20 protein-coding genes are annotated in these 23,487 nt (G+C 64.6%); 6 read left to right on the top strand and 14 right to left on the bottom strand.

The annotated features are described in order from the left end of the window. Positions 1-181 precede the first annotated feature (181 nt). The 6 genes from GDN70_RS14360 to GDN70_RS14330 all read right to left on the bottom strand — a co-directional run bounded on the left by GDN70_RS14360 (position 182) and on the right by GDN70_RS14330 (position 5,182). Positions 182-508 carry a DNA-binding protein gene (locus tag GDN70_RS14360; protein ID WP_152102697.1) on the bottom strand — a complete coding sequence of 109 codons (327 nt, stop codon included), beginning with the start codon at positions 506-508 and terminating at the stop codon, positions 182-184. Next, positions 483-836, bottom strand: a complete 354-nt coding sequence (locus GDN70_RS14355; RefSeq protein WP_173015810.1) for a type II toxin-antitoxin system RelE/ParE family toxin — start codon at positions 834-836, stop codon at positions 483-485. The genes GDN70_RS14360 and GDN70_RS14355 overlap by 26 nt, the downstream gene beginning before the upstream one ends. An 867-nt stretch (positions 837-1,703) precedes the next feature. Beyond that, positions 1,704-2,483 carry a 2-keto-4-pentenoate hydratase gene (locus GDN70_RS14345; RefSeq protein WP_152102695.1) on the bottom strand — a complete coding sequence of 260 codons (780 nt, stop codon included), beginning with the start codon at positions 2,481-2,483 and terminating at the stop codon, positions 1,704-1,706. A gap of 441 nt (positions 2,484-2,924) precedes the next feature. Continuing rightward, positions 2,925-3,725 (bottom strand): phytanoyl-CoA dioxygenase family protein, encoded by an 801-nt coding sequence (locus GDN70_RS14340; RefSeq protein ID WP_028142750.1) that lies wholly within the window; start codon positions 3,723-3,725, stop codon positions 2,925-2,927. A gap of 264 nt (positions 3,726-3,989) precedes the next feature. Continuing rightward, on the bottom strand, positions 3,990-4,355 hold the full coding sequence (dksA, locus tag GDN70_RS14335) for an RNA polymerase-binding protein DksA (RefSeq protein ID WP_008554760.1): 366 nt from the start codon (positions 4,353-4,355) through the stop codon (positions 3,990-3,992). 215 nt (positions 4,356-4,570) lie between these two features. Beyond that, positions 4,571-5,182, bottom strand: coding sequence for an NAD(P)-dependent oxidoreductase (locus tag GDN70_RS14330; protein ID WP_152102694.1), 612 nt, complete (start codon positions 5,180-5,182; stop codon positions 4,571-4,573). Positions 5,183-5,331: 149 nt separating this feature from the next. Here GDN70_RS14330 and GDN70_RS14325 point away from each other — a divergent pair, with 149 nt between their 5' ends. Beyond that, positions 5,332-5,703 carry a helix-turn-helix domain-containing protein gene (locus tag GDN70_RS14325; protein WP_028142748.1) on the top strand — a complete coding sequence of 124 codons (372 nt, stop codon included), beginning with the start codon at positions 5,332-5,334 and terminating at the stop codon, positions 5,701-5,703. Between the two features lie 139 nt (positions 5,704-5,842). Here the strand turns inward: GDN70_RS14325 and GDN70_RS14320 are convergent, their stop codons facing one another. Continuing rightward, positions 5,843-6,256, bottom strand: a complete 414-nt coding sequence (locus tag GDN70_RS14320; protein WP_018321841.1) for a flagellar assembly protein FliX — start codon at positions 6,254-6,256, stop codon at positions 5,843-5,845. 284 nt (positions 6,257-6,540) lie between these two features. Between GDN70_RS14320 and GDN70_RS14315 the strand changes: the two genes are divergently transcribed. The 4 genes from GDN70_RS14315 (at position 6,541) to GDN70_RS14300 (ending at position 9,063) form a co-directional block, all read left to right on the top strand. Beyond that, positions 6,541-7,665, top strand: a complete 1,125-nt coding sequence (locus GDN70_RS14315; RefSeq protein ID WP_152102693.1) for a flagellar basal body P-ring protein FlgI — start codon at positions 6,541-6,543, stop codon at positions 7,663-7,665. Continuing rightward, positions 7,665-8,033, top strand: coding sequence for a flagellar assembly peptidoglycan hydrolase FlgJ (gene flgJ / locus GDN70_RS14310; protein WP_028142746.1), 369 nt, complete (start codon positions 7,665-7,667; stop codon positions 8,031-8,033). Before GDN70_RS14315 ends, flgJ begins: the two co-directional genes overlap by 1 nt. Before the next feature lie 11 nt (positions 8,034-8,044). Next, complete coding sequence (locus GDN70_RS14305; RefSeq protein ID WP_152102692.1) at positions 8,045-8,539, top strand: hypothetical protein; 495 nt, start codon at positions 8,045-8,047, stop codon at positions 8,537-8,539. Between the two features lie 164 nt (positions 8,540-8,703). Beyond that, positions 8,704-9,063, top strand: a complete 360-nt coding sequence (locus GDN70_RS14300; protein WP_038971596.1) for a hypothetical protein — start codon at positions 8,704-8,706, stop codon at positions 9,061-9,063. A 117-nt stretch (positions 9,064-9,180) separates the two neighbouring features. Here the strand turns inward: GDN70_RS14300 and flaF are convergent, their stop codons facing one another. From flaF to GDN70_RS14275, 5 genes are all read right to left on the bottom strand, one after another. Continuing rightward, positions 9,181-9,549 carry a flagellar biosynthesis regulator FlaF gene (gene flaF, locus GDN70_RS14295; protein WP_008554779.1) on the bottom strand — a complete coding sequence of 123 codons (369 nt, stop codon included), beginning with the start codon at positions 9,547-9,549 and terminating at the stop codon, positions 9,181-9,183. Between the two features lie 292 nt (positions 9,550-9,841). Further along, positions 9,842-12,130, bottom strand: a complete 2,289-nt coding sequence (locus GDN70_RS14290; protein ID WP_028142743.1) for a DUF1522 domain-containing protein — start codon at positions 12,128-12,130, stop codon at positions 9,842-9,844. 219 nt (positions 12,131-12,349) lie between these two features. Next, entirely contained in the window at positions 12,350-14,629 is a 2,280-nt protein-coding gene (locus GDN70_RS14285) for a DUF1522 domain-containing protein (protein ID WP_038974412.1), read from the bottom strand. Between the two features lie 323 nt (positions 14,630-14,952). Next, positions 14,953-17,232 carry a DUF1522 domain-containing protein gene (locus GDN70_RS14280; protein WP_095425750.1) on the bottom strand — a complete coding sequence of 760 codons (2,280 nt, stop codon included), beginning with the start codon at positions 17,230-17,232 and terminating at the stop codon, positions 14,953-14,955. Between the two features lie 361 nt (positions 17,233-17,593). Continuing rightward, positions 17,594-19,873: a DUF1522 domain-containing protein gene (locus GDN70_RS14275; protein ID WP_109866597.1), complete on the bottom strand. Its 2,280-nt coding sequence runs from the start codon at positions 19,871-19,873 to the stop codon at positions 17,594-17,596. Between the two features lie 322 nt (positions 19,874-20,195). Here GDN70_RS14275 and flbT point away from each other — a divergent pair, with 322 nt between their 5' ends. Then, positions 20,196-20,633 (top strand): flagellar biosynthesis repressor FlbT, encoded by a 438-nt coding sequence (gene flbT, locus GDN70_RS14270; protein ID WP_028144338.1) that lies wholly within the window; start codon positions 20,196-20,198, stop codon positions 20,631-20,633. Positions 20,634-20,737: 104 nt separating this feature from the next. On the opposite strand, the gene GDN70_RS14265 is transcribed toward flbT, so the two are convergent. Further along, positions 20,738-22,237: an aspartate aminotransferase family protein gene (locus tag GDN70_RS14265; protein ID WP_038973683.1), complete on the bottom strand. Its 1,500-nt coding sequence runs from the start codon at positions 22,235-22,237 to the stop codon at positions 20,738-20,740. Next, the gene (locus GDN70_RS14260) at positions 22,234-23,487 is read right to left on the bottom strand and encodes a RimK family alpha-L-glutamate ligase (RefSeq protein ID WP_038951234.1); all 1,254 of its coding nucleotides are present in this window, start codon (positions 23,485-23,487) and stop codon (positions 22,234-22,236) included. Before GDN70_RS14260 ends, GDN70_RS14265 begins: the two co-directional genes overlap by 4 nt.

Here is a 23,487-nt window from a genome sequence, read left to right as displayed (position 1 = left end):
AGCTGCGCGTCGGATGGTCCCATAAGAGCGATGTCCCATCCACGTCATTGCGAGGAGCCCTTCGCGACGAAGCAATCCAGACTGCCTCCGTGGAAAGACTCTGGATTGCTTCCGCCTTCGCTCAGGCTTCGGCGGACAAGTCGCTGCGCTCGCAACAATGGCGGTGAACGCTAGCGTCACCTCACGCCGCATCGGCGACGGCGCGTATTTCCAGATGCACACCGGTCTCCTTCTGGAGCGCGTGGATTACCGCCATCAGGTTCTCGGCCGTAGGATTGCCGCGCGGCCCAAACATCCGCATCAGGCTCTTTTGCGGACGGTCGAGCACCTCGCTGAGCCGCTTGAAACCGATGGTGGCATTGATGTAGGTCCGCAGCGCGGTGCGGCCATAGTCGACATCCCCCTGCAACAGGCCCTGCATCGCCTCCAGGAACAGCGCCTCACGAAAGGCGGGATCGCGCTCGGCCATCGCGCGGACGGTGTCACGAAAACTCCGGGTCAATGGCATCACCTATTCCCTGTCCTGCTCTTGACTTGTAATCCCGCCATCGTCGCAGCGCCGCATCGATGTCGTTTTGCTGTCTCTGCTTGGTGCCGCCTCCCAACAGAATGACCAGCAAATTGCCATTCCAGCCGAAATACACCCGATAGCCAGGGCCGCGATTGATCTTCAGCTCGGCGGCCCCCTCCCCAATGGACTTGACGTTCGATGTGTTGCCGTCGGCCAACCGCTCGATCGCGACCGCAATCATCACACGTGCCTGCGGATCAAGTCGTTCGAGCCAATCGCGGAACGGGCTACGATCGTTGACGATATATTCTTCGATCCTGATCATTTGGTACCACACACGTTACCAATTTTCAATTTCAGAATTTTCGGATTTTAGAAATTCTTGTTGACACGCTCCGACCACCTCATTATGTTCTCGTTTCGTTCCATTCCACAAGAGGGCGTATCGCGATCGTCACGAAGCGCGGGATGGAATGCGGTGGCCGCGACGGCGTCGGCGCGCGATGTTCGCTTCAGGGCGGGAAACCGTGAGCAGCGGCAGGCGCGATACGACACGGCGCTGACAACGTCTTACGCTTGGTCTCGATGGCGAGCGCACGCCAGCCGTGGAGAACCCAGCGAGGATGTGCGCGGACGGAGAAGTCGTGTGGTCCTGACGCCCGGGGTCTGTGCGTCAAGCCTTGCGGTGATGTGGCGGCCAACCGGTGCGCGCATCGATCATCCGCAAGGCGACGGGGCATCGCTCCCCGAGGAGAGCACGAAGGACACCGTTCAAACCATCGCGCAGGGAAGGCCGGGATGTCCCGGCGTCACCTGTGATCCACCCGTGCGCGTATCCTTCGCACACGGGATTGCGGGTGCCAGCCGGCGCCCGGCCTTCCCTGCGCCTTCTTGATCTTCAGGAGGGCAAGCCGACAGCAAAGCTCGGGCCGAAGATGCCGCGAGGATGCGGAGGCGTGTCCGCGATTGCGATCTTAATGGAAAAGCCGAGATTGTTGCCGGACACTCATCCCTCGCCTGTCCGGACAAGACGCAGCGCGTCAGCGATGCGGCGCAGAGCCGGGACCCAGATAGCCGCGCAACACGCTGCTGCATGGGCCCCGGCTCTGCAGCGCACCGCTCCCTGGACGATGCTTCGCATCGCCAGGGCTGCGCTGCGCTGCGTCCGGGGCACGGAGATCGCAACGCACCCTCAGGTAAACTTCACCTCTACCGCCCCCAGCCCGTCCAGTTCCATCCGCACCTTGTCGCCGGCCTTCAGCCACAGCGTCTTGACCAGGCTGCCGGTGAGCACGAGCTGTCCCGCGTGAAGACCCTTGCCTTCGGCGGCGAGATGGTTGGCGAGCCAGGCGAGCGCGTTGTGGGGATGACCGAGCACGTCGGCGCCGGTGCCGTGGCTGACCTCCTCGCCATTGAGGATGGCGCGGCCCTTGACCGCCTTCAGGTCCGGCACCGACGAGCGCGGAACCGCCCGGGCCAGCACGCAGCCGGCCGCGAAGAAATCGTCGGCGATCAGCGTCGGGGCACCCATCGCCTCCCACTTCACGTAGCGGTCGTCGACGATCTCGATGGCGGGATGATAGGCCTCGACCGCTTCGCCGACCCATTCGGCCGTGAACGGCGCCTCGCCGGCGGCAAGGTCGCGCTTCAACCGCACCGCGATCTCGCATTCGACCCCGACCCGGACATAGTTGGAGGCGGCGAGCTTGGCGCCGGTGTCGTGCACGCCCTTCTGGAACACGCCGCCGCCGCAGGGATGCGGGATGCCGATATAGTCCTGCATCACCTGGCTGGTGCAGCCGATCTTGTAGCCGACCAGCGGCCCGAGATGCGGCAGCAGCAGATCGTGCAGCGCGCGCTGGACCTGGTAGCCCTCGGCCTCATCCATGGGGGGACGTTCCAGCGCCGCGAGCGGCGCATGGTTGCGGCGCGCCAGCGCGATCGCCTTTGCGGCTTCGAGAATCTTATCCATCGGCGCCGCCTCCCACGCTACGCAACATTGCCGCTCAGTTCAGCATCCCCGTCCCCGCCTGACAAGCGCTGGTCGGCGCTCAGCCGGGCCGAATACGGGGGGCTCCCGCCGCTTAAGGAAATATTGAGTTGGTCCGGTCTTTATGGAGCCACGCGCCAGGCCCACCCGGCCCGCGCGGAACGAGACCCTGATTGCAGCGATGCGTGAAGCCGCTGCGCCGTCGTCTCAAGATGCCGGTCGATCTCCTTGATGCGACTCGCAAAACTTCCCGCACCTGAAGTGAAGGCTTTTTCTCATGCGAACTCACGTGAGCATGCAGGATTCGACTCTAGCCCATTGATCGCGATTCACTTTTCGCGATCGCGGCAATTGGCATCGGACAACAGCGGCGTTGTGGCGGAGGAACCCGCCACAACGCTGCGTGCAATGACAACGCTTCCGTCAAATGCGTCCAAGCGCGAGGCGAATGGCGACCTCGACCGGCGAGTAGTCGCCCTCGCTCCGCTCCAGCCGGTACGGCTCGGCGAGATGCAGCGGTGGTTGCGCCAGGAAGCGCGGTCGCGTTCCCCGATGCTTCTGCGCGGCATGAACCAGGAAGGGATGACAGAGATAGACCGTGCCGGCCGCACCGGTCGCGAGCGCCACCGGACAATCGGCCCCCATCTGCTCCAGCAGCATGTGCGCCCGGCCCGCATCGCCGGCTGGCGCCAGGTAGCGCGCCATCGGCAGATGCGAGCCGACCCGGATCCGCGTCGGCGCATCGTCGTCACCGACATCGGAGAACAGGAACAGCAGCAGCAGCGCTCGCCCCCGCGAGGTGATGTTGACGCGCCAGGCCGAGAAATCCTGCGTCTCGTTCGGGTTGCTGGCCTCGCCGGGAAAGCTGAGATCGACATGCCAGCCGTCGTCGCCCGGATCGTCCGGATGCGGAAACCGCACCGGAAAGGTGCCGATATCGCGTCGCGGCCGCCATCGCCCCTGCCCGACGATCTGGTCGAAGGCGGCATGGAGCACTCCGGTGTTGATGGCATCCCGGAACGGCGGGCCGCCATAATAGGGCAGCCGCACCACGGGCCGGGTCCAGCTCGCGGGGTCGTGCTCGCTGCATGGCAGATCGCGCCAGATGATGACGCGGGCCGCCTCGGCGAGCTCACGGGGGAAAGCATTGTCGATCCGGACAAAGCCGTCGCGGATGAATTTAGCTATTTGCGCGTCGTCGAACGCGCGCGGATTGGCAGTCATGATGATGATCTCTCGGAGGCTCGCCAGCCCTCATCGTCCGCTCGCTGCGGAACCGGCTGGCTCAATCGGTTGGGAGGCCGCAAGTCGAACTTGCGGGACGCAATGCCTCCGCGACGGAGGCGCCTGCTCTCAGCCCAGGAAGAAGACCGATGCGATGTTGAGAGTGCAAATCATCATGACGGCGCGAATCTACGCGCCGGACCAGCGGCGTTCAAGCGACGCCGTGAGCCAAAAACAAAAGAGCCGCACGCGGCGGCTCGGGCTCTATTCGTCGCGATAGACCTTCTCGCGCTTCTCGTGGCGCTCCTGCGCTTCCACCGAGAGCGTCGCGATGGGCCGGGCCTCGAGCCGCTTCAACGAGATCGGCTCGCCGGTGTCCTCGCAATAGCCGTAGGTGTTGTCCTCGATACGCTGGAGCGCGGCGTCGATCTTGGCGATCAACTTGCGCTGGCGGTCGCGGGCGCGGAGCTCGATGGCGCGGTCGGTTTCGGACGATGCCCGATCGGCGAGATCGGGGTGGTTGACGTTCTCCTCCTGCAGGGCTTGCAGGGTGAGCTTGGACTCTTTGAGGATCTCATCCTTCCAGGCGAGGAGCTTCAAGCGGAAGTACTCCTTCTGCCGGTCGTTCATGAAAGGCTCTTTTTCGGTCGGTCGGTAGTTTTTCAACTTTTCCAAGGGCGGCCTATCTGTCTAATCAACGACTCGCAAACGGAACGGGGTCCGTTGAGCGGGGCCTTATATAGCGGCCACCTGTGACAGACAATGTTTCCCTGAGCAACCGGTTAGCGCCCCCAAGCCCTTGCACAGGAAGGTTTATCCTGGAGGGCCCGGGGGCGGCCGATGGCCTAGTAGCCGACCGTGAAACGCTGCCTCACATGGGCCGGCCGTTCGATCTCGTCGGCGAGCGCAATGGCGTAGTCAGCGAACGTGATCCAGCTCTTCCCGTTCGCATCTGCGAGAAGCTGATCGGTGCCAAGCCGGAACTTGCCCGTGCGCTCCCCCTCGATGAACAGCGCCGACGGCGAAATGAAGGTCCAGTTCAGATCCTTTTCCTGCCGCAGCAGGTCGAGGAAGACCGAGCCCGCTTCCGCTTCCGCCTTGTATTGGGCCGGAAAATTGGGAGTCGTGACCAGTTTCACGCCCGGCGCGACTTCGAGGCTGCCGGCGCCGCCGACGACGAGGTAGCGACCAACCTTGGCGTCCTTCGCCGCGCCGATCAGCTTCCGCGCATCGCTGGCCAGGAAGTGCACGGAACTCACGGCGACGTCATGCCCGGTCCACAGCTTGGCAAGCCCCGCCTGGTCGAGCACGTCGCCCTTGGTCGGCGTGACGTTGGGCAGGGCCGCGATCTTCTCGGGGTTCCGGGCGATGGCCGTGACCGCATGGCCGCGGCGGGACAGTTCCTTGGTGATTTCCGACCCGGCCCGACCCGAGGCGCCGGCAACTGCGATTTTCATGGAAGGCTCCTTTGCTTCTGTGGTAACTAGCAGTGACTAGATATCGCAAAGAATGCTGGTGTTAAGAGAGCACTTTGTGCTTACCTGATTACGCAAGGGTAACCGCCACGCGCACCGCGAGCGACGAAAACGGATTCCGAGGACCGACGATGAAACCCGACGTCTATGCAGCGAACTGCCCCACCCGCCAGATTCTCGATCGCATCGGCGACAAATGGGCGGTGCTGATCCTGCTGCTGCTGCGCGAGGAGCCGATGCGCTTCAATCAGTTGCGCCGCACGATCGAAGGCATTTCGCAGAAGATGCTGAGCCAGGTTCTCAAATCGCTCGAACGTGACGGCCTGATCAGGCGCCATGCCATCGCGACCGTGCCGGTGACGGTGGAGTATTCGATCACGCAGCTCGGGCTGACGCTCGCCGGCGCAGTCGATCCGCTGCGCGATTGGGCCGAGCAGAATCTGAAAGACGTTCTCGCCGCCCAGCGCCGCTACGACGCGCAGCAGAAGGAGGAAGCGGCGTAAGGGGTGCTTTCTTGGTAGTGCCGCACGCTCATTCTAAATTCCGCTGTCATGCCCCGGCTCGACCGGGGCATCGAGTACGCTGCGGCTTCTCGATTCGAAAACGACTGTCGCCCGGTCAAGCCAGGGCGACGACAGCCTGCTAGGCGCGTCCGGCCTTGGCGAGCTCGACCTCGACGCGCAGCTCGATCTCGGAGAGCACCGCATCGAGACCGGGATCGCCCGAGGATGATTTCAGGTTCGCCGCAGCATCGCGCAGGCGCATCACGGTCGAGGCGTCGAGATTGCCGGCCAAGAGCCCCATCTTGAGATCGTCGAGCACGTCGAGCGCGGTCCTGCCGCGGGTGACCGAGCGCTTGCGGCGCTCGACCGGGTCCTCCTCGACGCCCTGCAGCGCCAGCAACCCGTCGATGTTGGTGGCGGCCTTCGGTGCGGCAGCGCTCCGGGTCTCCTGCGCCGACGAGGTGTCAGGCAACACGAAGGTGCCGGAGCCGGTCCGCCTGGCCTGGTTGGCCGGCGTTCCAAGCGTCGTGCCGTTCGGTCCGTAGATGCGCATCGGAGGGAATCCGGGTGATCGATGCGGTCACCTTCGCCGTCTTATGGTTAACGGCGCGTAAACGGCCCGGCAAAATCTGCCGACGGGCGGCAGTTTCGCTCCTCAGGGACAACGCCGGCTGACACCGGTCGAAACAGATTTATTCAACCTATTCAGCGGCCTATCCCCGCCGCCCCGGGTTGGCACAGCCCTCGCAAGGACAGCGCCGGACCAGCTCGTCATGGGAGTGTCGTGCAGGTCCTTCCGATTTGAGGAGCCTTTTGAGGATCCTTGGGGAGCAGAGGATGCCAAGCGTTCGTTGGGTGAGGATTGTTGGGGTGGCCTGCGCGGCGCTGTCGGCGCTGATGCTGTCGCTCGCGCCGGCGGCGGCGACCTCGCGCATCAAGGATCTCGCCAATATCGAAGGCGTGCGGCAGAACCAGCTGATCGGCTACGGCCTCGTCGTCGGCCTCAACGGCACCGGCGACACGCTCAACAACATCCCCTTCACCAAGCAGTCGCTGCAGGCGATGCTCGAGCGCATGGGCGTCAACATCCGCGGCGCCACCATCCGCACCGGCAACGTCGCAGCCGTGATGGTGACCGGCAATCTGCCGGCCTTCGCCACGCAAGGCACGCGCATGGACGTCACCGTCTCCGCGCTCGGCGATGCCAAGAACCTCCAGGGCGGCACCCTGCTCGTCACCCCCCTGTTGGGTGCCGACGGCAATGTCTACGCGGTGGCGCAAGGCTCGCTCGCGATCTCCGGATTCCAGGCCGAGGGCGAGGCGGCCAAGATCGTGCGCGGCGTTCCCACCGTGGGACGCATCGCCAACGGCGCCATCATCGAGCGCGAGATCGAGTTCGCGCTCAATCGGTTGCCGAACGTGCGCCTGGCGCTGCGCAACGCCGATTTCACCACGGCCAAACGGATCGCGGCCGCGGTCAATGACTATCTCGGCGTCAAGACCGCCGAACCGATCGATCCCTCCACGGTGCAGCTTTCGGTCCCGCCCGAGTTCAAGGGCAACGTCGTCGCCTTCCTCACCGAGATCGAGCAGCTCCAGGTCGACCCCGATCTCGCCGCAAAGATCGTCATCGACGAACGCAGCGGCATCATCGTGATGGGGCGCGACGTCCGTGTCGCCACCGTCGCGGTCGCGCAGGGCAACCTCACCGTCACCATCTCCGAGAGCCCGCAGGTGAGCCAGCCCAACCCGCTGTCGCGCGGCCGCACCGTGGTCGCGCCGCGCAGCAGCGTCACCGTCACCGAGGACGGCAAGAAGCTGGCCGTCGTCAAGGACGGCGTCTCGCTCCAGCAGCTCGTCGACGGCCTCAACGGCCTCGGCATCGGTCCGCGCGACATGATCAGCATCCTCCAGGCGATCAAGGCCGCCGGTGCCATCGAAGCCGACATCGAGGTGATGTGATGCAGACCGGCACGATCAACACACCGCGCCTTGCCACCTCGTCGGCCTTCTCGGTCGAGAGCCGCAACGGCCGGCCCGATTTCGAGCTCGCCGCCGCCCTACAAAAGGTCTCGCCGAAGCAGCAGGCCAGGGCGCAGAAGACCGCCACCGACTTCGAGGCGATGTTCCTCAACAGCATGTTCTCGCAGATGACCTCGGGCCTGAAGGGCGAAGGCCCGTTCGGCGACACGCCCGGCACCGGCGTGTGGCGCTCGATGCTGACCGAGCAATATTCCAAGAACTTCGCCAAGGCCGGCGGCGTCGGCGTCGCCACCGAAGTCTACCGCACCCTCATCATGCAGCAGGCGAAAACGATCCGCACGGCATAAGGTCAAACGAGATGAACCATTTCAACGCCTCACGTCAGCCGCTGCAACAGCGCCCGAACACCGCGCCCGGCAGCGCCGAGGCGCGCAAGCTCGCCGAAGACCTGATGGACGCGATGAGCGCCCTGCTCGGACTGATCGAGCGCGAGACCGAGCTCGTTCGCGCCGGCAAGGTCCGCGAGGCGATGACGCTCGAGAGCAAGAAGCAGGAGCTGTCGCGAAACTATGTCGGCGCCGTCAGCCAGTTGAAGGCGAACCAGGCACAGCTCGCGAAATCCGCGCCGGAGCTGCTCTCGACGCTGCACCGGCATCACGATGCGTTCCGCGCGATGCTGCAGGTCAATCTCACCGTGCTCGCGACCGCGCACGCCGTCTCCGAAAGCGTCGTGCGCGGCGTCAATGCCGAGATCCAGAAGCGCAACGTGCCGAACACCTACACGGCCGCAGGGCGCCGCGCAGCTCCTGGTCCGCGTCACATCACGCCGCTCGCGGTCAGCCGCTCGCTCTGAGCTGGGCGCGCACAAAAACAACCGACAATTTTACGAAAAACCGCGCGGCGAAATCGTCGCGCGGTTAGTCACGTTTCCTTACCGGGTCTTCAGTCCTGGTGTTCCATGGTTGCGTTATTAGAGGGGTTGGGATTTGACTCACGTTAGGCAACCAGGAGGCTGCCATGAGTACAGATTTCAGCATCAGGCCGGTGGGGATCCCGGCACCCGTGCAGATCGTAACGACGTCCAATGCGGCGGCGAACGAGGCTGTGCAAACCGATCTTCCGGTGAACCAGACGGTCGCCGCGGCGGATACGAGCGCACCCGTGCGCAACGATCTGCCGAACCACGAGAACGTCTCGCGCCAGGTCGTATTCGACCAGGCGTCGGCATCCATGGTCTTCCAGGTCGTCAACGACAAGACCGAAGCGGTGGTCAACCAGTTCCCTGACGAAGCGATGCTGCGCCGGCGGGCCTATTTCCATGCATTGGATATGAAGTCCGAGCCCTCGCGTCCGCTCAGCACGGACGTCAGCGCCTGACGATCGGGAGATCGGCGACGACGCTCTGCGTCTGACCGGCACCGGTCAGCGCGAAATTCGTGTTTCCGAAGGACAATTAGTCTGGGATTCTCGTGATGCGGCCATCACGAGTCGCCGTCACGGCCGTCCGGACAGGCCCGCGGCGATGTTGCGGTTGATCTCGATCAGCGGACGGAAGTGATCGAACTGCGGGCTCATCTGCAGCGCGGCGGTCTGGCTCAGCACGAACACGCTGATGTTGGCGATCTTCTGCCGGACGTCGATCGGCTGCGGATTGTTGTCGCGCATCGCCTCGCTCAGGAAGATGGTCCAGAGCTTGCGGTTGAACATCAGCGCCTGCATGGTTTGCTCGCTCAGCGGATCGGCGTTGTTCACCGCATCCTGGAGCTTGTTCGCGGCCTTGAGCAGGGTCTGCGCCTCGATGTCGCGAGGAGATGCAGTGGTCGTTGCAACGCGCGCGTAAGCCGAGGCAGCGGAATTCGACATCAATCACACCCTGGAGGTTACCTAGCGCGTTGGACGCGCTTAAGGATTTCTTTCCCAACCCTAGGCAGCACCGCTTAAGATTTGCTTACATGTGTGCTTGGAAGCACTCCGGATAATTACGGGTCGCGGAGCTCTTCGTCAGCGCAACGCTAGATCCACGCACGCACGATGTAAACTCGCTCGCGTGATGCGTGTCGATCTCAGCTAATCTTGTCTTAGCGATCTCCCTCAAAAGAACGGCGGAGCGTTAGCCCCGCCGCGATATATCGTGTGGCGATCTTGCGCTGCGAGATTAGCGGAGCAGCTGCAGCACGCTCTGTTGCGACTGGTTGGCCAGCGACAGCGCGGACACCGCGATCGACTGGCGGGTCGACAGCGCCTGGCTGTTGGCCGCTTCCTCGTTGGTGTCGGCGAGGGTCAGATTCGACGAGCCGGTCTGCAGCACGTTGATCAGGTTCTTGGAGAAGTCCTGGCGCACCTGCACGATCGAGAGGTTCGAACCGAGCGACGATCCTTCCGAGCGCAGCCTGCTCGAGGCGGCATTCAGGCTGGCCAGCACCTTGTTGGTGGCGCCGTTGTCGATGAAGTCCGTGCCGGGAACGAGATTGCTGAGGCCGAGGCCGGCCGCGTTGAACACGACGCCGTTGATGCCGAGCGTGGAGCTGCCGGTCTCGTTGAAGACCAGCTTCAGCGTGTCGCCGTTGAGCAGGTTGATGCCGTTGAAGGACGAGTCCTGCGACGTCGTGTCGATCTGCGCCAGGATGTTGTTGAACTGGCTGACCAGGCTCGAACGCGCCGTCTGCGCGACGGGATCCTGAACCGGCGGCTGTGCAGTGGTAAAGGCGAGCACGCCGGTGAGCGTACCACCGACCGCGCCGCCCGCGGCAGTCGAGCCAAGGGTCGAGGAGGCGTATTCGTTGACGGTGGTGACCGTCAGCACGCCGTTGGCGTCGATCGTCGCCGTCAGGTGGTTGGCCTGCAGCTGCACATTGAGCTGGTCGAGCGTCTTGACCGTGCCGTTGGTGCCGTCGCCGAAGGTGACGTTCACCGGCGTACCGCCGTTGAAGGAGGAGAAGGTCAGAGTCTTGCCGCTGACACCGCCAACACCGGAGGTCCGCGCCGCGGTGAAGGCGGTCGCCGTTCCCGTGTTGCCGCTGAGACCGAACGCGCTGAGCGCGTTGCCCGTGCCGGTGATCGAGAGATCGGCGTTGATGCCGGTGGAGAGCGCAAGCTGACCGCTGCTGTTGACCGACGACGGGATCTGGCCCGCGGTGGTCGACAGCGCCGCCGCGCCGTTGAAGATGCTCGCGGTCTTGACGCCAGTGGCAAGGTCGACCGCGTTGAGCAGGTCGGTCAGCGTCGCGCTCTGGATATAGACCGTCGAGTTGCCGTTGCCGTCGGTGACGATGTTGCCGCTGACGCCACCCGACGTGACGCTCGCCGCCGATTGCGGCGTCTGCGCGTTCTTGAACGTGATGGTGTGACCGTCGATATTGAGCGTCGAGCCGTCCTGAACGAGAGAGCCGAGCGAGCCGGCGGTCGTCGACCGGTTCGCGGTCACGCTCGCATTGCCTGCGCCGGTCGCCGCGGTCAGACCGAGCTTGTTGAGGAAGTCGGCCTTGCCCGTCACGCTCAGATCGGCGCCGGTCGAGCTCTTCAATGTAACAGCGCCCGCCGTGATGGACGATGCCACCTGAAGCGTACCGACGGGACCCGCCGAACCGCTGACCGCGATGGTCGCCGCGCTCGCGCTGATCGTGGCGGTCTTGACGCCGCTGGCGAGGTCGATCGCGCTGAGGACGTCGTTGATGGTCGCACCGGGCGCAGCCGCCGTTCCCTCATAGACGATCGAATTGCCGTTGCCGTCGGTGGCGATATGCCCGCTGGCGTCGAGGCCCCAGCCGGTCGGTTGCGTGCTCGGAGCGATGCCGGTGCGGAAGGTGATGGTCTTGCCGTTCACCGTGATGGTGTCGCCATCCGCAGGCGCACTCCCGAATGTGGTGGATGCGGTGGTGCCGACCAGTGTGGCGGTGCCGGAGAGTGCGGTGGTGCCGTCGGCCGCCGTCGCGGCGAACCCGACCACCGTACCCGCGCTTGAACCCAGCGACGCGCCGAGCGCCGCAGTCCCGGTGACCGGGGTCGTGCCACCGGCAGCACCGGTATAAAGCACGTTGCTCTTGGCGGTCGCGCTCGCATAGGAGGTCGTGCCGCGCAGGTCGGCCGGCGTCGCACCGGGAATGGTGGTGGAGACGTTCGACTTGGTGGAATAGCCGACCGTGGTCTGCAGCGCCTGGTTGGCGATCGATTTCGCGCTGTCGATCAGCTTCTGCAGCGAGGTGATGCCGGTGTTGGCGGCCTGCAGCACCTGGACACCGTTGTTGATGCCATCGAGCAGGTTGCTGATGTCGCTCGCCCGGTTGTCGAGCCCCTGCGCCGTGAAGAAGTTGGTGGGATTGTCGAGCGCGGTGTTGACCTTCTTGCCGGTCGACAGCCGCTCCTGCGTCGTGGCCAGCAAGTCGGCCGTCGACTGCAGCGACAACAGGTTCTGGCGAACGGACGCCGAGAGAACGATGTTGGACATTGGCGAGTCTTCCTCTTGAACCGGATACGAATCGGCCGCGCGGTCTGCAAAGCGGGCTTTTGTCCAGTCTTAGGGGGTCTCCTTTAAAGTATGGTTAACGCCGGTTTAAGGGATAGGGTTAATGGCCGATGAACGCCCCTGCCCGTCTCCGGACGCAAAAAAGAGCGGCGGGACAAATGACCCCGCCGCCCGGTTTTGTTTAGTAGTTTCAGTCGCTTATTAGCGAAGCAGCTGGAGCACGCTCTGCTGCGAGGTGTTGGCCAGCGACAGCGCGGAGACCGCGATGGACTGGCGGGTCGACAGCGCCTGGCTGTTGGCCGCCTCGACGTTGGTGTCGGCCAGGGTCAGGTTGGACGAGCCGGTCTGCAGCACGTTGATCAGGTTCTTGTTGAAGTCCTGACGGATCTGCACGACCGAGAGGTTCGAACCGAGGCTCGAGGCTTCCGAGCGCAGCGTGCTCGACGCCGCGTTCAGATTGGTCAGCACCCGGTTGGACGCCGCGTTGTCGATGAAGTCGACACCGACGGTCAGCGCGGCGAGGCCCAGACCCTTGGAGTTGTAGGTCACGCCGGTGATGTTCAGGCTCGACTTGCCGGTCTCGTCGAACACCAGCTTGAGCTGGTCGCCGTTCAGGAGGTTGACGCCGTTGAACGAGGAGTCCTGCGAGGTCGTGTCGATCTGGTTCAGGATGTTGTTGTACTGAGACACCAGATTGGCACGCGCCGTCTGTGCGACCGCATCCTGCACGGGGGTGGAAGCCGTCGAGAACGTCAGCGCTGAAGTGAGCGTGCCGCCGATCGCACCGCCGGCGGCCGTGGAGCCGAGCGTGGATGAGGCGTAGTCATTGGACGCCGTGATCGTCAGCAGGCCGTTGGCGTCGATCGTCGCCGCGAGGTTGTTGGCCTGAAGCTTCGTGTTGAGCTGATCGAGCGTCTTGACCGTGCCGTTGGTACCGTCGCCGAAGGTGACGTTGACCGCCGTGCCACCATTGAAGGAGGAGAAGGTCAAGGTCTTGCCGCTGAGGCCGCCGATACCGGAGGTGCGGGCGGCGGAGAAGGCCGTTGCGTTTCCGGTGTTGCCGGCGAGGCCGAACACGTTCAGCGCGTTGCCGGTGCCGGTGATCGACAGGTCGGCGTTGATGCCGGTCGAGATCTTGAGCTGGCCGGACGTGTTGATCGTCGAGTTCGACTGGCCGGTGGCGGTCGAAAGCGCCGCGACGCCGCTGGCGTTGATCGTCGCGGTCTGCACGCCTGTGGCAAGGTCGATCGCCTTCAGCACGTCATTGACCGTACCGCCCTGCAGATAGACCGTCGAGTTGCCGTTGCCGTCCGTGACGACGTTGCCGTTCGCACCATACCCGCTCGGAACGCTCGGAGCTCCGGTCGTGCCCGGGGTCGGCGCGTTCTTGAAGATGATGACGTGGCCGTCGACGTTCAGCGTCGAACCATCCGCGATGGTCGCACCCAGCGAGCCCGCGGTCGTAGTCCGGTTGACGTTCAAGCTGGCATTGCCTGCACCCGAAGATGTGGTCAGGCCGAGAGACTTGAGCAGGTCGGCCTTGCCGGTGACGCTCAGATCCGCGCCCGTCGAGCTCTTCAGCGTGACGGCGCCGGCACCAACGCTCGAAGCGGTCTGGTTGAAGCTGGTGGCGAGCGTCGCAGCACCCGCGGTGATGGATGCCGTCTTGACGCCGCTGGCCAGATCGACCGCGGTCAACAGATCGCTGACGGTCGCAGCCGGCGTGCCCGCCGTGCCGAGATAGACCGTGGTGTTGCCGTTGCCGTCGGTGACGAGGTTGCCGCTGACGCCCGAGCCGGACGGAACGCCAGTCGACGCCGGAGCAGAGCCGGAGCGGAAGGTGATGGTCTTGCCGTTCACGGTCAGCGTGTCGCCGTCGGCGGGCTGGGCGTTGCCGAGCAGGCCGGTGGCGGTCGTGCCGTTGGTGGCGATCAGGGTGATGGCGCCGGTCAGAGCCGTGGTGCCGTCGCCGGCCGTTCCCGCAGTGCCCGTGAAGGTGCCGATGGTGGCGCCGAGCGTCGTGGTGCCGTTCGCCGCCGTGGTGCCGCCGGCCGTGCCGTTATACAGCACGTTGCTGCTCGCGGTCGCGCTGGCGAAGCTCGTCGTGCCGCGCAGGTCGGCCGCCGTCGCGCCGGCGATCGTGGTGGAGACGTTGGACTTGGTGGAGTAGCCGACCGTGGTCTGCAGCGCCTGATTGGCGATCGACTTGGCGCTGTCGATCAGCTTCTGCAGCGAGGTCAGGCCGGTGTTGGCGGCCTGAAGCACCTGCACGCCGTTGGCGATGCCGTCGAGCAGATTGTTGATGTCGCTGGCGCGGTTGTCGAGCGACTGGGCGGTGAAGAAGTTGGTGGGATTGTCCAGGGCCGAATTGACGCTCTTGCCGGTCGACAGACGGTTCTGTGTGGTGGCGAGGAGGTCGGCGGTGGACTGGAGAGAGAGGAGGTTCTGACGAACCGACGCAGAGAGAACAATACCTGACATGACTCTTACCCTTCTGGCTTACGCGTCTTCGTTCGATCGCTTCGGATCGAGTGACGGGGCCAGCGTGCCGCGACATGGCTAACAAAGGGTGAAACGAGCATCGCCTGCGTAAGCGCCGGTTCACCATGAGCGGGCGGGACGCGCGGAGCGAGATGGCAATCAGCCTGAAATCATTGGCAATTCTTTGCGCTTACGCTCCATTAACCATAACCGCTGGTTACTTTTCGGAGCGTCATCTGCCCTCTCAAAACCTCGGGCGATCAACAAAAAAGCGGCGGGGCCGAGGCCCCGCCGCCCTAACGTCTTGCGATGTCGTCCGCTTGTTAGCGGAGCAGTTGCAGCACGCTCTGCTGCGACTGGTTGGCCAGCGACAGCGCGGAGACCGCGATCGACTGACGAGTCGACAGCGCCTGGCTGTTGGCCGCCTCGACGTTGGTGTCGGCCAGCGTGAGGTTGGACGAACCGGTCTGCAGCACGTTGATCAGGTTCTTGTTGAAGTCCTGACGAACCTGCACGATGGTCAGGTTCGAGCCCAGAGCCGAGGCTTCCGAACGGAGCGTGCTCGAGGCGGAGTTCAGGTTCGTGAGCACCTTGTTGGTGGCAGCGTTGTCGATGAAGTCGACACCGCTGGTCAACGCAGCGAGGCCCAGACCCTTGGAGTTGTAGGTCACGCCCGTGATGCTCAGGCTCGACTTGGCGGTCTCGTCGAACACCAGCTTGAGCTGGTCGCCGTTCAAGAGGTTGACACCGTTGAACGAGGAGTCCTGAGCAGTCGAATCGATCTGCTGGAGGATGTTGTTGTACTGGTTGACGAGATTCGCACGCGAGGTCTGCGCAACCGTATCCTGGACGGGGCTGGAAGCCGTCGAGAACGTCAGCGCCGTGGTCAGTGTGCCGCCGATCGCACCACCCGCGGCGTTCGAACCGATGGTCGAGGACGCGTAGTCGTTGGTGGTCGAGACCGTCAGCAGGCCGTTGGCGTCGATCGTCGCCGTCAGGTTGTTGGCCTGAAGCTTCGTGTTGAGCTGATCGAGCGTCTTGACCGTGCCGTTGGTGCCGTCGCCGAAGGTGGCGCTGACCGCCGTGCCGCCGTTGAAGGACGAGAAGGTCAAGGTCTTGCCGGTGATGCCGCCGACGCCCGAGGTGCGCGCCGCGGTGAAGGCGGTCGAGGTCCCGGTGTTGCCGGCGAAGCCAAGCGCATTTAACGCGTTGCCGGTGCCGGTGATCGACAGATCGGCATTGACACCGGTCGAGATCTTGAGCTGACCCGAAGCATTGATCAACGAGTTCGACTGGCCGGTGGCGGTCGCAAGCGTCGCGGTGCCGTTGGCATTGACCGTCGCGGTCTGCACGCCGGTGGCAAGGTCGATCGCCTTCAGCACGTCGTTGATCGTGCCGCCCTGCAGATAGACCGTCGAGTTGCCGGCGCCGTCAGTGAGAACGTTGCCGTTCGCACCATACCCGCTCGGAACGCTCGGAGCACCGGTCGAACCCGGGATCGGCGCGTTCTTGAAGGTGATGACGTGACCGTCGACGTTCAGCGTCGAACCGTCCGCGATCGTCGCACCGAGCGAGCCCGAGCTCGTGGTCCGGTTGACGCTCACGGTGGCGTTGCCGCCGCCCACAGACGTGGTCAGGCCGAGAGACTTGAGCAGGTCAGCCTTGCCGGTGACGCTCAGATCCGCACCCGTCGAGCTCTTCAGCGTGACGGCGCCCGCACCAACGCTCGAAGCGGTCTGGTTGAAGCTGGTGGCGAGCGTCGCAGCACCCGCGGTGATGGATGCCGTCTTGACGCCGCTGGCCAGATCGACCGCGGTCAACAGATCGCTGACGGTCGCAGCCGGCGTGCCCGCCGTGCCGAGATAGACAGTGGTGTTGCCGCTGCCGTCGGTGACGAGGTTGCCGCTGACGCCCGAGCCGGACGCAACGCCAGTCGAGGCCGGAGCAGAGCCGGAGCGGAAGGTGATGGTCTTGCCGTTCACGGTCAGCGTGTCGCCGTCGGCGGGCTGGGCGTTGCTGGCCAGGCCGGTGGCGGTGGTGCCGTTGGTCGCGATCAGGGTGATGGCGCCGGTCAGGGCCGTGGTGCCGTCGCCGGCCGTGCCCGCAGTGCCCGTGAAGGAACCGATGGTGGCGCCGAGGGTCGTGGTGCCGCTCGCCGCCGTGGTGCCGCCCGCCGCGCCGTTATACACCACGTTGCTGCTCGCCGTCGCGCTGGCGAACGAAGTCGTGCCACGCAGGTCGGCCGCCGTTGCGCCCGAGATGCTGGTGGAGACATTGGACTTGGTGGAGTAGCCGACCGTGGTCTGCAGCGCCTGATTGGCGATCGACTTGGCGCTGTCGATCAGCTTCTGCAGCGAGGTGATGCCGGTGTTGGCAGCCTGCAGCACTTGCACACCGTTGGCGATGCCGTCGAGCAGATTGTTGATGTCGCTGGCGCGGTTGTCGAGCGACTGTGCGGTGAAGAAGTTGGTGGGATTGTCCAGGGCCGAGTTGACGCTCTTGCCGGTCGACAGACGGCTCTGCGTGGTGGCGAGAAGATCAGCGGTGGACTGGAGGGAGAGCAGGTTCTGACGAACCGACGAAGAGAGGACGATACCGGACATTGAGTGTTACCCTTCTGGTACGCAACGCAACAAACAAACTTCGATTAGGATTAATCGATGCCGGGACGGTGAACGCAGACGGCTAACAAAGCATGAAGCGTGTCGCTCCAGTCCTTCCGCGGATTCACCATGTGCGCGATCGGAGCCGGACCGCGCTTCGTCGTATCATCATGATCACATGATGCTTTTTGGTGCAGCGGCGACGCGTTTGCCACTTGTCAACCATAACTCAGAGTGAGCAATTCGCTGGACTCGAACGCATCGTCCCGACTTGCCAAGCGGCGTTCTGATGCCGACCCAAAAAGAAAGCGGCGGGGCCGAAGCCCCGCCGCCGGATCTTGCTTGCGATGTCGTCCGCTTGTTAGCGGAGCAGCTGCAGCACGCTCTGCTGCGACTGGTTGGCCAGCGACAGCGCGGAGACCGCGATCGACTGGCGGGTCGACAGCGCCTGGCTGTTGGCCGCCTCGGTGTTGGTGTCGGCCAGCGTGAGGTTGGACGAACCGGTCTGCAGCACGTTGATCAGGCTCTTGTTGAAGTCCTGACGAACCTGCACCACCGAGAGGTTCGAACCGAGGCTCGAGGCTTCCGAGCGCAGCGTGCTCGACGCGGCGTTCAGGTTCGACAGCACCTTGTTGGTCGCGGAGTTGTCGATGAAGTCGACACCGCTGGTCAACGCGGCAAGACCCAGACCCTTGGAGTTGTAGGTCACGCCGGTGATGCTGAGGTTCGACTTGCCGGTCTCGTCGAACACCAGCTTGAGCTGGTCGCCGTTCAACAGGTTGACGCCGTTGAACGAGGAGTCCTGCGAGGTGGTGTCGATCTGGTTCAGGATGTTGTTGTACTGAGACACCAGATTGGCGCGCGAGGTCTGCGCAACCGTATCCTGGACGGGGGTGGAAGCCGTCGAGAACGTCAGCGACGAGGTCAGCGTGCCGCCGATCGCACCACCCGCGGCGCTCGAACCGATGGTCGAGGACGCATAGTCGTTGGTGGTCGAGACCGTCAGCAGGCCGTTGGCGTCGATCGTCGCCGTCAGGTTGTTGGCCTGAAGCTTCGTGTTGAGCTGATCGAGCGTCTTGACCGTGCCGTTGGTGCCGTCGCCGAAGGTGACGTTGACCGCCGTGCCGCCGTTGAAGGACGAGAAGGTCAAGGTCTTGCCGCTGATGCCGCCGACGCCCGAGGTGCGGGCCGCGGTGAAGGCGGTCGCAGTCCCGGTGTTGCCGGCGAGGCCGAGCGCGTTCAGCGCGTTGCCGGTGCCGGTGACGGACAGGTCAGCATTGACGCCGGTGGAGAGCTTGAGCTGGCCGGAGGCGTTGATCGACGAGTTGGTCTGGCCGGTGGCGGTCGCAAGCGTCGCGGTGCCGTTGGCATTGACCGTCGCGGTCTGCACGCCGGTGGCAAGGTCGATCGCCTTCAAGACGTCGTTGATCGTGCCGCCCTGCAGATAGACCGTCGAGTTGCCGGCGCCGTCAGTGAGAACGTTGCCGTTCGCACCATACCCGCTCGGAACGCTCGGAGCACCGGTCGAACCCGGGATCGGCGCGTTCTTGAAGGTGATGACGTGACCGTCGACGTTCAGCGTCGAGCCGTCCGTGATCGTCGCACCGAGCGAGCCCGAACTCGTGGTCCGGTTGACGCTCACGGTGGCGTTGCCGCCGCCCACAGACGAGGTCAGGCCGAGAGACTTGAGCAGGTCAGCCTTGCCGGTGACGCTCAGATCCGCACCCGTCGAGCTCTTCAGCGTGACGGCGCCCGCACCAACGCTCGAAGCGGTCTGGTTGAAGCTGGTGGCGAGCGTCGCAGCACCCGCGGTGATGGATGCCGTCTTGACGCCGCTGGCCAGATCGACCGCGGTCAACAGATCGCTGACGGTCGCAGCCGGCGTGCCCGCCGTGCCGAGGTAGACAGTGGTGTTGCCGCTGCCGTCGGTGACGAGGTTGCCGCTGACGCCCGAGCCGGACGCAACGCCAGTCGAGGCCGGAGCAGAGCCCGAGCGGAAGGTGATGGTCTTGCCGTTCACGGTCAGCGTGTCGCCGTCGGCGGGCTGGGCGTTGCTGGCCAGGCCGGTGGCGGTGGTGCCGTTGGTCGCGATCAGGGTGATGGCGCCGGTCAGGGCCGTGGTGCCGTCGCCGGCCGTGCCCGCAGTGCCCGTGAAGGAACCGATGGTGGCGCCGAGGGTCGTGGTGCCGCTCGCCGCCGTGGTGCCGCCGGCCGCGCCGCTAAACACAACGTTGCTGCTTGCGGTCGCGCTGGCGAAGCTCGTCGTGCCGCGCAGGTCGGCCGCCGTCGCACCGGCGATGGTGGCGGAGACGTTCGACTTGGTGGAGTAGCCGACCGTGGTCTGCAGCGCCTGGTTAGCGATCGACTTCGCAGAGTCGATCAGCTTCTGCAGCGAGGTGATGCCGGTGTTGGCAGCCTGCAGCACCTGCACGCCGTTGGCGATGCCATCGAGCAGATTGTTGATGTCGCTGGCGCGGTTGTCGAGCGACTGGGCGGTGAAGAAGTTGGTGGGATTGTCCAGGGCCGAATTGACACTCTTGCCGGTCGACAGACGGTTCTGCGTGGTGGCGAGAAGATCAGCAGTGGACTGGAGGGAGAGGAGGTTCTGGCGAACCGACGCGGAGAGGACGATGCCTGACATAACTCTGTTACCTTTCTGGTAAACGACGCAACTGTTACTCGTCTGCTTGGATCGAGAGTGACCCAGCGACCGGCGGACCGTGGCGCCGAGACCTCTAACGAAACATGAAATGAAATCCGTGCCTTTGCCGGGTTTCGCGTGATTCGGCCGGGGACGCCGCGCAAGATCGCCGCGCAGCCGCAAGGGTACGAGCTTGAAAATATTGCGGTTTCCCGCGTGAACGGCGGGAATTTACAGGTCGTTAACTAATTCCGAGCGAGAATCACGTCTTAATAGGCCGCAACGAGCGCTCGGTTACGAAAGCGTTGATGGAGAACAGGCAATGGCCCTCAAGGTCGAGCTCAGACCGCACGAACGCATCATCGTCGGCAACTGCGTGATTACCAACACGGACCAGCGCGCGCGCCTCCTGATCGACGGCGACAACGTGCCGATCCTGCGCGAGCGCGACATCCTCACGCCGGAGACCGCGGATTCGCCGGCGAAGCTCGTCTATCTGGCGGTCCAGCTCATGTACATCTCGCCGGATCCGCAGAGCCAGCACGGCACCTATTTCAACCTGGTGCGCGACATCGTCACCGCGGTGCCGAGCGCCTGGCCGATCATCGAGGGCATCAACAACAACATCCTGAACGGCGACCTCTACCGGGCGCTGAAGGATGCCCGCAAGCTGATCGCCTATGAAGAGAAGCTGCGGAGCCAATTCGAGGCCACCCACCCCCAGACGGAAGCGGCCAAGGACGTGAGCTCCGCCGCCTGACCGCGCGCGTTCGCGCGGCCGCGCCACGCGAACGACCCAGTCCGCAAACGACAACGGCCCCGGATCGTCTCCGGGGCCGTTGTCGTTTCAGCCATGCACCAGTGCTATTGCGCCGCGAGCGGCGGTGCCTCGACCTCGATCATCCCGTCGCCGCACCGCCGGCCGCCGAACTCCAGCACAGCCGCGACCAGCGCATCGATGTCCGCCTCCTCGGTGCGGTGATTGACGATCGCGGCGCGGATCGCAAACCTGCCGCCCAGCGTCGTGCTCGAGGGAGCTGCTATTCCGGACTCCTGGATGTCGGCGACAATCTCGCGATTGACCGCATCATCGGCACGATAGCGGAAGCAGACGATATTGAGGTTGACCGGCGCCAGCAATTCCAGCCGCGGTTCAGCCATTACGCGGGCCTCCAGATATTTCGCCAGCGCGCAGCTTCTCGTGATCGTCGCACCCAGCCGATCGGTGCCGAATGTCTTCAGCGTGAACCACGTCTTCAGCGCACGGAAGCCGCGCGACAGATCGGGGCCGAGATCGCAGGGCCAGACCGCGCCCGCCGCAAGCCCCCTCGCCTCGCGGCGCAGATAGGCCGCGGGCTGCGCGAAGGCCTGCCGATGCAGCTCGCCATCGCGCACCAGCAGGAAGCCAGCGTCGTAGGGCACCTGCCCCCATTTGTGAAAGTCGAGTGCAATGGAATCTGCGAGCTCGATGCCGCCGAGCAGCGGCGCGAGCTCGGGCGAGAAGATCGCAAGCGCGCCGAATGCGCCATCGACGTGAAACCAGATTCCCTCCTCGCGGCACAGCTCCGCGATCGCCTCGAGGTCGTCGATCGCGCCGATATCGACGGTGCCGGCAGAGGCAACGACGAGGAACGGCTTGAAACCGACCTCGCGATCGATTGTGATCTGCGCGCGCAGCGCGGCTACGTCGATGCGATGATCGGCATCGACGCCGATCTTGCGCAGCGCGTCGGTGCCGAGCCCGGCGATGTCCATCGCCCTGGAGACGCAGCCATGCGCGGCCTGCGACGTATAGGCCGTCAGCAGCGCGCCGTCATTGCCGATGCCGTATTGCCGCGCCAGCGTGCCGAGCGCAGCGTTACGCGCCACCAGCACCGCCATCAGATTGGCCATCGACGTGCCCGTGACGAAGATGCCGCTCGCGCTGTCCGGAAACGCGAACAGGCGGCGCATCCAGTCGACGATCTGGCGCTCGACCTCGATCGGCATGTGGTCGCGTCCGCCGAGATTGGCGTTGAGGCCGGCTGCGAGCATGTCCGCGATCATGCCGACCGCGGTGCCGCCGCCATGCACCCAGCCCATGAAGCCGGGATGGACGTTGCCGGTCGCATACGGCGCGACGTGATCGGCGAATTCGCGGTAGACCTCGGCGAGGTCGCTCGCCTCGCGCGGCACGTCGGCCTTGAAGGCCGCGCGGGTCGCATCGGGAATCGGCTGCCAGACCGGACGCGCCCGAACGTTGGCGATGCCGTCGATCGCATCGTCGAGCATGCGATGGGCGAGCGCGCGAAATTCGCTCCAGTTCTGCGGGTCGAGCGAGGCGTGCGCGACGGAGCTTTGCGCGTTGCGGATGATCTCGTTCATGCTGCACTCCCCTCGCCGGCTCCTGCATGCCGCGACAGCATCGCCGAGAACGCCGCGAAGATCTTTCGCATCTGTGGTGGCTTGTAGGGAAACACGACCGGCGAATCCATGTTGTGCACGACGGCGGTGTTGTCGGCCTCGAACACCAGGAGCTCGCCGTCCTGGTTCTCGGCGCAATCGACGATGAAATAATCGAGGCCGACACGCCTGCTCATCTCGTCGAGCGCGCGTCCGTGGCGCGCGGCGAAGGCGTGATCGAAGTCGCGCATGAAGATCGCTTCTTCTGCCCGCTTCTCCTCGCTGAACGCCATGTAGGCGTTGAGATACCAGATGTCCCAGCGGTCGGCGATCGCCATGTGGCAGGCGTAGGGTTTGCCGTCGACCATCGCGAGACGATATTTGCGGTAGAGCCCGTCGGGATTCACATAGTCGACGAAGCGCGCGACGAAGAAATCCTGCTCATCACGCTCGGCAAGGTAGGCTGCGAGCGCGGCCGCATCGTGGAGCTTCGCGAGTCCGACGCCGGCATGCGATCCGCGCGGCCGCGCGATCATCGGAAAGCGCAGTTCGGCCGCGATGTCCCGGCAGGCGATCTGCCCTCGCGAAAGCTCGGACAATTGCGCGCGCGTCGCGTGGATGGTCGCGGGAATGTCGAGACCCGGCACGCCGGCCAGCAGCCGATGCAGCTTGTCGCGATCGAGATTGCCGATGCGATCGGGACGATTGAGCAGCGGCCGCGGCCAGTGCGGCGCGGCCTTCTCGATCGAGGCGAGCGCATCTCGGCACTCCTCGGAATCGGAGGCGACCACGATGGCGACGTCATGCTCGGGCAAATTCTCCGGCAGACCGACGCCCTTGACCACGTAGAGCGTCAACAGCTCGATGTCGGAGTCTTCGAGCAGAAAATCGATCGGCGTGTTGCCGCCCATGTCGATGTCGGCTGCCAGCGCGAGCACGCGCAAGCCCGGCTTCGGAGCAGCGCCCGGCGTGCGAAACAATTGGTGGAAGCTCAGCACCTCCGACTGGATCGCAAGCCCCTGATCCTTGTCGCCGAGTAGCTGGGTGATCAACGACAGATCCAGCCCTTCGCCCGCCAGTGCGGTCCCCGCCGCGATCCGCGCCAGCAGCTGGTCGCGCAACGGATGCAGGTCGACGCCTTCGAAGGCCTGGCGCGTCAGCTGCGCAAAGCCGATGCGATCGGCGTAGTTCGCCGCCGTCATGCGAAGCGGCGCGGAAACCGGATGCTGCAT

This window comes from Bradyrhizobium sp. TM102, from assembly GCF_009176685.1.
Lineage (GTDB): Bacteria > Pseudomonadota > Alphaproteobacteria > Rhizobiales > Xanthobacteraceae > Bradyrhizobium > Bradyrhizobium ottawaense.
This window is presented reverse-complemented; position numbering and strand designations above follow the sequence as displayed.

What these genes read in the sequence shown, in the direction of transcription:
- GDN70_RS14260 (WP_038951234.1), bottom strand. Translation starts at nt 23,487, where the DNA reads ATGCAGCATCCGGTTTCCGCGCCGCTTCGCATGACGGCGGCGAACTAC.
- GDN70_RS14280 (WP_095425750.1), bottom strand. Translation starts at nt 17,232, where the DNA reads ATGTCCGGTATCGTCCTCTCTTCGTCGGTTCGTCAGAACCTGCTCTCC.
- flbT (WP_028144338.1), top strand. Translation starts at nt 20,196, where the DNA reads ATGGCCCTCAAGGTCGAGCTCAGACCGCACGAACGCATCATCGTCGGC.
- GDN70_RS14320 (WP_018321841.1), bottom strand. Translation starts at nt 6,256, where the DNA reads ATGCGCATCTACGGACCGAACGGCACGACGCTTGGAACGCCGGCCAAC.
- GDN70_RS14300 (WP_038971596.1), top strand. Translation starts at nt 8,704, where the DNA reads ATGAGTACAGATTTCAGCATCAGGCCGGTGGGGATCCCGGCACCCGTG.
- flgJ (WP_028142746.1), top strand. Translation starts at nt 7,665, where the DNA reads ATGCAGACCGGCACGATCAACACACCGCGCCTTGCCACCTCGTCGGCC.
- GDN70_RS14285 (WP_038974412.1), bottom strand. Translation starts at nt 14,629, where the DNA reads ATGTCAGGTATTGTTCTCTCTGCGTCGGTTCGTCAGAACCTCCTCTCT.
- dksA (WP_008554760.1), bottom strand. Translation starts at nt 4,355, where the DNA reads ATGAACGACCGGCAGAAGGAGTACTTCCGCTTGAAGCTCCTCGCCTGG.
- GDN70_RS14360 (WP_152102697.1), bottom strand. Translation starts at nt 508, where the DNA reads ATGCCATTGACCCGGAGTTTTCGTGACACCGTCCGCGCGATGGCCGAG.
- GDN70_RS14305 (WP_152102692.1), top strand. Translation starts at nt 8,045, where the DNA reads ATGAACCATTTCAACGCCTCACGTCAGCCGCTGCAACAGCGCCCGAAC.
- GDN70_RS14330 (WP_152102694.1), bottom strand. Translation starts at nt 5,182, where the DNA reads ATGAAAATCGCAGTTGCCGGCGCCTCGGGTCGGGCCGGGTCGGAAATC.
- GDN70_RS14290 (WP_028142743.1), bottom strand. Translation starts at nt 12,130, where the DNA reads ATGTCCAACATCGTTCTCTCGGCGTCCGTTCGCCAGAACCTGTTGTCG.
- GDN70_RS14325 (WP_028142748.1), top strand. Translation starts at nt 5,332, where the DNA reads ATGAAACCCGACGTCTATGCAGCGAACTGCCCCACCCGCCAGATTCTC.
- GDN70_RS14275 (WP_109866597.1), bottom strand. Translation starts at nt 19,873, where the DNA reads ATGTCAGGCATCGTCCTCTCCGCGTCGGTTCGCCAGAACCTCCTCTCC.
- GDN70_RS14340 (WP_028142750.1), bottom strand. Translation starts at nt 3,725, where the DNA reads ATGACTGCCAATCCGCGCGCGTTCGACGACGCGCAAATAGCTAAATTC.
- GDN70_RS14355 (WP_173015810.1), bottom strand. Translation starts at nt 836, where the DNA reads ATGATCAGGATCGAAGAATATATCGTCAACGATCGTAGCCCGTTCCGC.
- GDN70_RS14315 (WP_152102693.1), top strand. Translation starts at nt 6,541, where the DNA reads ATGCCAAGCGTTCGTTGGGTGAGGATTGTTGGGGTGGCCTGCGCGGCG.
- GDN70_RS14345 (WP_152102695.1), bottom strand. Translation starts at nt 2,483, where the DNA reads ATGGATAAGATTCTCGAAGCCGCAAAGGCGATCGCGCTGGCGCGCCGC.
- GDN70_RS14265 (WP_038973683.1), bottom strand. Translation starts at nt 22,237, where the DNA reads ATGAACGAGATCATCCGCAACGCGCAAAGCTCCGTCGCGCACGCCTCG.
- flaF (WP_008554779.1), bottom strand. Translation starts at nt 9,549, where the DNA reads ATGTCGAATTCCGCTGCCTCGGCTTACGCGCGCGTTGCAACGACCACT.